6 protein-coding genes are annotated in these 8,618 nt (G+C 57.8%); all 6 read left to right on the top strand.

The genetic code is table 11. The features are described from left to right. The first annotated feature begins 273 nt into the window (after positions 1-273). Positions 274-750 (top strand): SixA phosphatase family protein, encoded by a 477-nt coding sequence (locus ACJROR_RS10930; RefSeq protein WP_406547084.1) that lies wholly within the window; start codon positions 274-276, stop codon positions 748-750. Between the two features lie 267 nt (positions 751-1,017). After that, positions 1,018-1,221, top strand: coding sequence for a DUF1107 family protein (locus tag ACJROR_RS10935; RefSeq protein ID WP_406041979.1), 204 nt, complete (start codon positions 1,018-1,020; stop codon positions 1,219-1,221). Positions 1,222-1,508: 287 nt separating this feature from the next. Then, positions 1,509-2,543, top strand: a complete 1,035-nt coding sequence (prmB, locus tag ACJROR_RS10940; RefSeq protein ID WP_406041977.1) for a 50S ribosomal protein L3 N(5)-glutamine methyltransferase — start codon at positions 1,509-1,511, stop codon at positions 2,541-2,543. Further along, positions 2,543-3,646, top strand: coding sequence for a chorismate synthase (gene aroC, locus ACJROR_RS10945; protein WP_406041975.1), 1,104 nt, complete (start codon positions 2,543-2,545; stop codon positions 3,644-3,646). The genes prmB and aroC overlap by 1 nt, the downstream gene beginning before the upstream one ends. A gap of 104 nt (positions 3,647-3,750) precedes the next feature. Further along, positions 3,751-5,307 carry an ankyrin repeat domain-containing protein gene (locus ACJROR_RS10950; protein ID WP_406547085.1) on the top strand — a complete coding sequence of 519 codons (1,557 nt, stop codon included), beginning with the start codon at positions 3,751-3,753 and terminating at the stop codon, positions 5,305-5,307. A 68-nt stretch (positions 5,308-5,375) separates the two neighbouring features. Then, the coding region (locus ACJROR_RS10955) for a hypothetical protein (protein ID WP_406547086.1) at positions 5,376-8,618 on the top strand (3,243 nt) is incomplete at its 3' end.

The following is an 8,618-nucleotide window of genomic DNA, read 5'->3' on the forward strand; positions in this document are numbered from 1 at the left end:
CGGACTCTCCTCTGTCTGCCCCTGTCCCCGGAAAAGTGTGTCCTTTGTCGGGGAAACGGCAGGCGGAAAGCCCGTATCGCTCAGATCTGTTTTAAGATAATGGAAAATTTGCGAGTCTGTTAATTTTTTCTTTCAGCAGGCTTTCAAAATTGGTCTTGTATCACCTTTTGCCGTTTTCAGGGCATCAGGACGGCATTACCGGCGCTTTTTTATTCAGGACGGCTTTCCGCGGGGCCGGGGGCGGCCCGTCAAATCATTTTCAGGGAGCAGTTTATGGAACAAGAGAAAAACCCCGCAGAGGGCGGACTTCTGATTCTCATGCGGCACGGCGACTACACGGTTGCCTCCGACGGACATAAGAGACTTAACGAGATCGGCATTGCCCAGGCTGAGAAATCCGGCCGCTATATCAGCGAGACCCTGGGACTCCGGGAGGCTGACGTCATATTTTCCAGCGACGTGGAACGGGCCTGCGAGACCGCGGACATCGTGGCCCGTTATGTCCGGGCGGCCCGCAGGGAGCAGGACACGGCCCTGAGACCGGGAGGCTCCGGCATTGCGGAGCTGATCATGCAGGAGTATTCCCGGAAGAACGTGATTATCGTGACCCACATCCCGGTCATCGAGCTTCAGTATGCCGCCTTCCTGAACCGGAATGCCTTTTTCAGCTACAGTCCGGCGGCTCTGACGGCGCTCAGGTATATTCCTGGAAAGCAATGCTACGAAATGATAGCGTCATATGCTCCCTGAACCGGAATATGGCATTCCGCAAGGCTTCCGGACACCTCCGGCGGGGCTTGTTCAGATTTTTATGCGGGCCGGATCAGGTATTCAGTCTTCAAAGGGAGCCGGGAGCCCCTGATTGCGGAGCGGTTCTCTTTTTTTGCTCCTGCGGTCTGCTATCATAAGAGAATGGATTCACGGATGAATCCGCCGGGGCCAGGAAGCAGTCTGGCGGCTCTCCCGGCTTTGCTGAAAGGATGCTCTTCTTTTGCCCGCAGCAGGAGGGACTCGCCTATGATCCGCGTATACAAAAAATTTACGCCGTCGCTTATTGCCAGACATGTCAGGACTCTCTACAGAGGGCGTTTTTCCGTGGAAGGCTTCGGCACCTACGAGTTCGATCGCGGCGGGGTGGTGCTTCCCCGGGATGCGGACAAGAGATCTCTGGATCTGGTTGCCGCGGTTAACCGGGAAATAAAGCGCAGCAAGGCTGTCTGACTTTTCCGGTCTGGCTCAGTTTATGCTGCCTTTTCTTATGCTGCCGCTTATGTTCCTTCGTCTCTGCAATCGGCTGATGCGGCTTTTTTCCGCGCCCGGTCAGCCTCCCCTGATCGTCTTTGTTATCCGGTCTTTCCGGATGACTCTATGTTTTTGCTCACAAATTGTTCATCTGAAACGTTCAAACGCTGTTTTTTCTACGGCGGACGCATTATTGCCGCTATAATTCAGCGACAATGTAATCTGAACAGAGCTGGAAAGCTTTTTAAACAACAGGATCCCCCATCATGAGTGATATGAATGTACTTAATGTTCCGGAGCTGGATGCATTTCCGGAAGACATTTCCAATGAATTTGTCTCGGAAATGGTTACCGTTAACGATGCGGTGCGCTATGCCGCCAGCTATCTTATCGAAAGCGGCGTTTTTCTCGGCCACGGCACCCAGAGCTGCTGGGATGAGGCCATGTATCTGGTGATGTGCGCCATTAATCTCGATCCTCCGGCGGATGCGGAAACTCTGGAGACCCGGCTGACCGTCCGGGAGAAGGGGAATATTGCGAAGCTTCTGATGTCCCGGGTGCGGGATCGCATTCCGGCCGCTTACCTTACCGGCAGAGCCTGGTTCTCCGGGCTGGAGTTCTATGTGGATCCCCGGGTGCTCATTCCCAGATCCCCCATCGCCGAAATGATTCAGGCCAGCTTCAAGCCCTATCTCAAGCATTATCCCCGGAGAATTCTGGACATGTGCACCGGCAGCGGCTGCATTGCCATTGCCTGCGCCGACATGTACCGCAAGGGCACCACCATTGATGCGGTGGATATCAGCGATGATGCCCTGGAGGTCTGCTCCATTAATATCGCCAGCTACGGCCTCGAGGACGTGGTTTACCCTTACAAGAGCGATCTCTTCAGCGCCATTCCCGAAGACGAGCGCTATGACCTTATTGTCTGCAATCCTCCTTATGTTGATTCCGTCGATCTCGAGAACATGCCCGAGGAATACCGTCGTGAGCCCAGACTGGCCCTGGAGGCCGGGGATGACGGGCTTTCCGTGGTGAAGCGCCTTCTGGCCTCCGCCTCCTACTACATGAATGAGAACAGCATTCTGGTCTGCGAGGTGGGGAACAGCAGAGCGGCTCTGGAGGAGGAATTCCCTGAAGTGCCTTTCCACTGGGTAACCTTCAAGAACGGCGGCGAGGGCGTTTTTGTGCTGACCTACGACGAGCTTATCGAATTTGCCGAGATCTTCAGCGTTTATAACCGCAAGGACGAAGACAAGACCCCGGCAGAGGATTCCGGAAAGCAGGAGGAAAACAGCTGATGGCCGGAAATACCTTTGGGGAGCTTTTCCGGGTCACCACCTGCGGCGAAAGCCATGGCTACGGTCTTATGGGCATTGTGGACGGCTGTCCTCCGGGACTGTCCCTGTCCGAGGCGGATATTCAGCCGGATCTGGACCGGAGACGTCCCGGTTCCGGGAAATTCACCACCATGAGGCAGGAGCCGGACACCGTCAAAATTGTTTCCGGGGTGTTTGAGGGCAAAACCACCGGCACTCCGGTGGGACTCCTGATTCTGAACGTTGATCAGCATTCCCGGGATTATGCGGATATCGCCCGTACCTTCAGACCCGGTCATGCGGACTATACCTACTGGCAGAAGTACGGGATCCGGGACTACCGCGGCGGCGGCCGATCCTCGGCCCGGGAGACCGCCATGCGGGTGGCCGCCGGTGCCATTGCCAGAAAATATCTCTCGGAAAAGGGCGTGGTCATCACCGGCTATGTCCGGCAGATCGGCCCCGTGGCCTGTGAGCGGGTTGTGCCGGGAGATCGGGATCTCAATGAGTTTTTCCTGTGCGACAATGCCATGGCGGACAAGGCCCGGGAATACATGGACGGCATTCTGAAGGCCCGGGATTCCTGCGGGGCTCTCGTTGAGGTTACGGCAAGCAATGTTCCCCCGGGACTGGGGGAGCCGGTATTCGGCCGGCTGGACGCTGATATTGCCGCGGCCATGATGGGCATTAATGCTGTGAAGGCTGTGGAGATCGGAGACGGCTTTGCCGCAGTGTCCTCCCGGGGATCCGAATTTCGGGACGAGCTCACTCCGGCCGGCTTTCTCTCCAACCATGCCGGCGGCATCCTTGGTGGCATCAGCTCCGGTCAGGATATTGTGGTCAGAATGGCCCTGAAGCCTACCTCCAGCATTATGGTGCCGGGAAAAACCATTGACATTGAAGGCAACCCCGCGGAGATTGTCACCAAGGGGCGGCACGACCCCTGCGTGGGGATCCGGGCGGTGCCGGTGGCCGAGGCCATGCTGGCACTGGTGCTTATGGATCACTTGATGAGACACCGGGCCCAGAACGCCGAGGTTCGCTGTCCCACGCCGGCGATCCCGGGCTCTGCCGGGAACGGCTGATAACAGAGAGCCTGAGAGCGGGGCGCACGCTGCTCTTTATTGTTTTTAGTCCGGGGGCTGGCCTTTGTCTTCGGACTTTTTTTTCAGAATCGGAATCGTGTTACATGAGAAAACCTGACTTAATGGCCCTGAGCGCCATCGCGGCGGTTCTGCTGTTTTCCGGAGAACTGCGGGCGGAGGAAGATAAGCCCTGGACTCCCGGGGAATTCGCGAGCTTTATCTGCGACTCCGACCGGAATTTTGGCTCCTCAGATGAAGAGCGCCTTATCGCCGGTCTTAAAGGCGGTCAAAAGATCCCCCGGGACTGCCCGCATGGAGAAGCCGGGTTTACCGCTCTCGTGAGAAGAAGCCGGAATCCCGCTCTCTTTCAGGCCGCCCTGGACTCCGGGGCGGATCCGGACTATGCGCCCCGGGGCGGTTATTCGGCCCGGATGGCCGCCTTCGGCACTAAAAAGCTGGCCGCGGCAATGCCCTTCATAACCGCCGGAAAATGCGATCCCGGGCAGAAGGTTCCGGACGGGGACACCCTGCTTATAGAGACCATGTTCAACGATGACAGGCAGGTGTTTCACGAGGTGATGAGGCAGGGCTGCTCCGCCGGCAATATCGATGCCCGGGGCCGGAAGGGGGAAAGCGCTCTGATGCTCCTGGCCATGAGAGTCTATGCCCCGGATCACGATAAGAAGGCGGAGATCCTGAATCTTTTCAAAAAGTACGGCGCCGATTTTAACCAAATGTCCCGTCAGGGCCGGCCCCTGATTCAGGAGGCCTCTCTCGGGGGCAGCCGGACGGAGCTCAGGTACGACGATGCCATTCTGGACGGGATTCTGGCCGGCGGGGCTGATATAGCGGCCCGGAACAGCAAGGGGGAGCCCCTCCTTAATTTTCTCCTGCATTACGATCCTTCGGAACGTTTTCTCAAAAAGTTTTTGGAGCTTAAACCCGATTTGAATGTCCGGGATGATCTGGGCAATACCCCCGCTCTCGCCGCTTACGAATACATTTCCGGCAGCAGGAGCCGGATCGGTGATCGGGATCATCTCGTGAAAATACTGGCGGAGGCCGGAGCGGATCTCAATGCCGTAAACAAAAGGGGCGTAAACATTCTTACTGCCGCCATTATGGCCGGAGCAGTCCGGGGCCCGGCCACCGGGCTCACCGAGTATTTTCTGGAAAAGGGGGTAAAGCTTCAGGAAAAGACTCCTGAGGGCGCCGGGCTGCTCTTCTATGCCGGCCCGGCCGGGCTCAAATCCGGCGCGGTTAAGGCCCTGATAAATGCCGGAGCGGATGTCAATGAACAGGAGTCCGAGACCGGCATGACGCCCCTGATGACGGCGGCTTTTGCCGGAAACCGCGCTGCTCTGGAGGCTCTCACGGCAGCCGGAGCTCAGGCTGATGCCCGGGATCATGAGGGCCGCACCGCTCTTATGGCTCTGGCTCTCTCCGCTCCGGCCGCGGATACCATAGCGGTTCTGCTCCGGGCCGGGGCCTCTCCCGGACTCCGGGATAAGAACGGCCGCACCGCCCGGGACTATCTCCGCCGGAGCGAGCTCTCTGAAAACGAGAAGAAAAAGCAGGAATTTACCCGGATCGACGAGCTGCTCCGAAAGGCCGAGGAGCAGGAAAACTCCGGCAAGGCGGAAAAGGCCTCCGGGCAGTAACGGCCAAAAACGCTAACAAAAGCAGACGGAAACAGCAGCGGGCGCAAACAGTAAAGGAAGAAACAGCAATGCGAGAACAGAACATGACTTCGTTTAATCGTCTTTCGCTTCGGATCCGGGAGAGTCTCCGGAACCGGATCGGCGCCGGTCTCAGGAGCGCTTTTCGGAGATCCGGCCTCGCGCTTTCTCTTTGTCTCGCCGGGGCCTGGGGGCTTGCGGAGGCCGGCACGGTGACCGTGGATGCCCGGGGCCGGGATCAGGCCACCGCGGAAACCAATGCCCGGCTCAATGCCACCCGGGAGGTGATGAACGCCATGGCCGGGCCGGAGTTCGTGAAATCTCAGATGAAGCGCATTCGCGCGGAGATCATTGCCCGGCCGCAGGATTTTACCGGCAAGGTCAGCATTCTGAAGCAGCAGAAAAGCGGCAAAAACCTCCTCCTGCGGGCGGAGGTTACGGTGGATAACGAACGGCTGGCCGAAGCTCTCCGGGCTATGGGAGCGGAGATTACGGACAGCGGCGTTCAGCCCACCCGGGATCTGGGCTCATTCGGAGCCGGGGGAGAGGCCCCGGAAGGAAGTCCGTCTCCTGCGGGCTCGGGGCCGGAAGCGTTTTTCGGGAGCGGAACCCGGGCCTTTCCCGGCAGCGTTTCCGTTCCGGCCATTGACAATACGGATCCCGTAACCGAAATTCTGGTGCCGGGGTTTGAGCTTAACGCCGGCTCCTGGGCTCCCGCCGTCCGTTCTCCGGGGGAAAGGTTTACGGTTTTCATCCGAAAGCCCCAGTACACCGAGGTCTCCCGCAAAATCGCCGTGATCATCGCGGCCGCAGGGACGCCCTTTGAGTATGAGGCATCCCTGAAGGCCAGCATGACCAATGAACCCTACTACATGAAGGCCGATTACGATTTTTATCAGATGCGGGCTCCGGTTCTCCCCGGCTCCTACGAGATCCGGGTTTTCAGTACCGATGAGGGCAAGATCTTTCCCCTGGGACGGCTCGGTTACAAGGTAACGGCGGCGGACAGCGTTACCTTCCGTCTGGATCGGGACACCTTTGTGCCCGGAGAGGAGTTTTTTGTCACCATAAACGGCGTCCGGGCAGCTTCCGGCGGCCGCATTTATCTGGTGCCGGACACCCCGGAGGCCCTGAAGACGCGGTTCCGGGATGTGAAGAGCCTGGATCGCACCAAACCTGTGGATGAGCTCTATGCTCCTCATACCGGCTCCTGGATCAAGGCGCCCAAGGAGGAGGGGGACTATCTTCTCGTATACTACCGGGATTGCCGGGACTGCTCTTATCATGAACACTACGGCTCCGCCATCCCTGGAGTCTCCTATATTAAAATCCGGGTTAAAGCCCCCGGAGCGGCTCCGGCTCAGGATCGGCCCCGGATTCTGGTTCCGGAAAAGATTTACGCCGGTTCCGGGTTTAATTTCCTGGCGGACTGGCCGGGCCGGACTGATGCGCCCCGGGGAGAGCTCCGAATCAAAAAGAAGGGCCGCAAGGATCAGCACTGGGGGCAGCGGGTGACCTTTAATCCGGGGACGCAGAGCTATGCGGTAAACCCGATCTTCAGTCCCGGAGAATATATTGCCTCGGCCGAGAGCGAGGCCGGGGGCAAAAAGGTTACCTCTGAAATCGCCTTCCGGGTGGAGCCCTCCCTGCATTCCGCGGAAAAGGCCGTTATCACGCCGGAGCATGACAGCATTGAACCGGATACGGGACTGGTGATTACCGGCACCAGCGTGGTGGAGGCCGAGGAATCCTCCTTTGTGATTCTGGTGCCCCGGGGCACTCCCGAGGAGGTCACCAGTCTTCTTAAGAAGTACGGCGACAAAAGACAAAACGTGGGGCACCGGATTAAGTTTTCGGTATATTACAAGACCGCAGACATGACTCCCGGCAATTATGAGGCCCGGCTTTACAGCAGCGCCGATCCTTACGGCCGGGTGCTGGCCAAAAGCCCGGTGCGGGTGCTTACCCCGGAGGAAATAGCCGCCAATGAAGCCAGCCTGCTTAAGGAGCTCGATAAGCCGGAGCCGGGGCTTACCGAGGAGGATTCCCTTAACAAAATGAAGGATCGCATTAACCGGGAGTTTTATCTCCCCGGGAGCCGGAAGGCCGGGGGAAATACCGCCGGCGTCTGGGAGGCTGATTACGGAAACGGCATGAAGGCCTGCGCCGCGCCGGGACTTATGGCCGCCTCCTCCGGAGCGGAGGATCTCCGGCGGCTTTACGATGCTCTTTTCGGGGCCGGCTCCTATCCCGAGCCGGATACCGGCTATTCCATAAGCTTCGTTCCCGGATCCTACGGCGGAATCTATGACGGGATATTTGACGCCACGGGGGATTACCGTTTCATGAAGACCAAAACGACTCTGGCGGATTGCAGCAAGGCTCTTGATGAGCAAATAAACAAAATGTCCCGCCTGGATATCACTCTGGGGCGGGATGGCAACCTGAATGCCGCCATTATGGAGTTCGGCACGGCCATTTTTCAGAATTATCAGTTTGCCACGGATCTCGGCAAGGTCAGAGATGCCATTACCCTGGCTGCGGAGACCACCGGGAACACCCTGGCCATCGTGGATGCCATTAACGAGAAGGATATGGAGGGCCTGGCCAAAAACGCCATGAAGCTGGTGCTCAATACGGCGCTTAAGCTCTGCAACGACGGCAGCTGTCTCGAAAACATGATCCTGAAGGATCCGGAATCTCTCAAGGCACGCCTGACTACGCTGCCCAAGGAGCAGTATGAGAAGATTGAAAAAAGTCTGCGGAACTGTCCGGAGGGCTCCATGGCCCGGCTCTTTGCCAGTGACATGATGAAGGTCAGAGAGCATATTGAGCTTCCCGACGCTGATTTCCTGAAGCTCTACGAAAGGGCTCAGAAAAATGAGGGCAAAACCTTGGCGTTTCTTGATGAGGTCAAGACACTGCGTGATACCTATAAGAGGACTATGACGGAATACAAGGTTATGGAAAAGAGCTTCAGCACGGCGGAGGATCTGGGCACAGAATTTGGCCGGGCCTGGGAGGGATCCACGGATTTGGATATCTACGGCAATGCTGCCCTGACATTACTCTCTCTGGACCCGAATTTTGCCATGGCTGTGGCCACGGTCAAACTGGGCTATCAGGCGTCCCTGGCTTCCCGGGATTTTATTAATGACACATCGATACGGCGGGTATACGGGTACTGGAAGCTCTTAGGAGACGAAGACCGCGATGACACGTGGAAGAATGACGGCGAACATACCCGGCGAGCCTTGGCTCAGGCCAAGAAAACCATGAGCAAGACCCTGCGC

This window comes from Succinimonas sp., from assembly GCF_045225735.1.
GTDB lineage: Bacteria > Pseudomonadota > Gammaproteobacteria > Enterobacterales > Succinivibrionaceae > Succinimonas.

What these genes read in the sequence shown, in the direction of transcription:
- ACJROR_RS10930 (WP_406547084.1), top strand. Translation starts at nt 274, where the DNA reads ATGGAACAAGAGAAAAACCCCGCAGAGGGCGGACTTCTGATTCTCATG.
- ACJROR_RS10935 (WP_406041979.1), top strand. Translation starts at nt 1,018, where the DNA reads ATGATCCGCGTATACAAAAAATTTACGCCGTCGCTTATTGCCAGACAT.
- prmB (WP_406041977.1), top strand. Translation starts at nt 1,509, where the DNA reads ATGAGTGATATGAATGTACTTAATGTTCCGGAGCTGGATGCATTTCCG.
- aroC (WP_406041975.1), top strand. Translation starts at nt 2,543, where the DNA reads ATGGCCGGAAATACCTTTGGGGAGCTTTTCCGGGTCACCACCTGCGGC.
- ACJROR_RS10950 (WP_406547085.1), top strand. Translation starts at nt 3,751, where the DNA reads ATGAGAAAACCTGACTTAATGGCCCTGAGCGCCATCGCGGCGGTTCTG.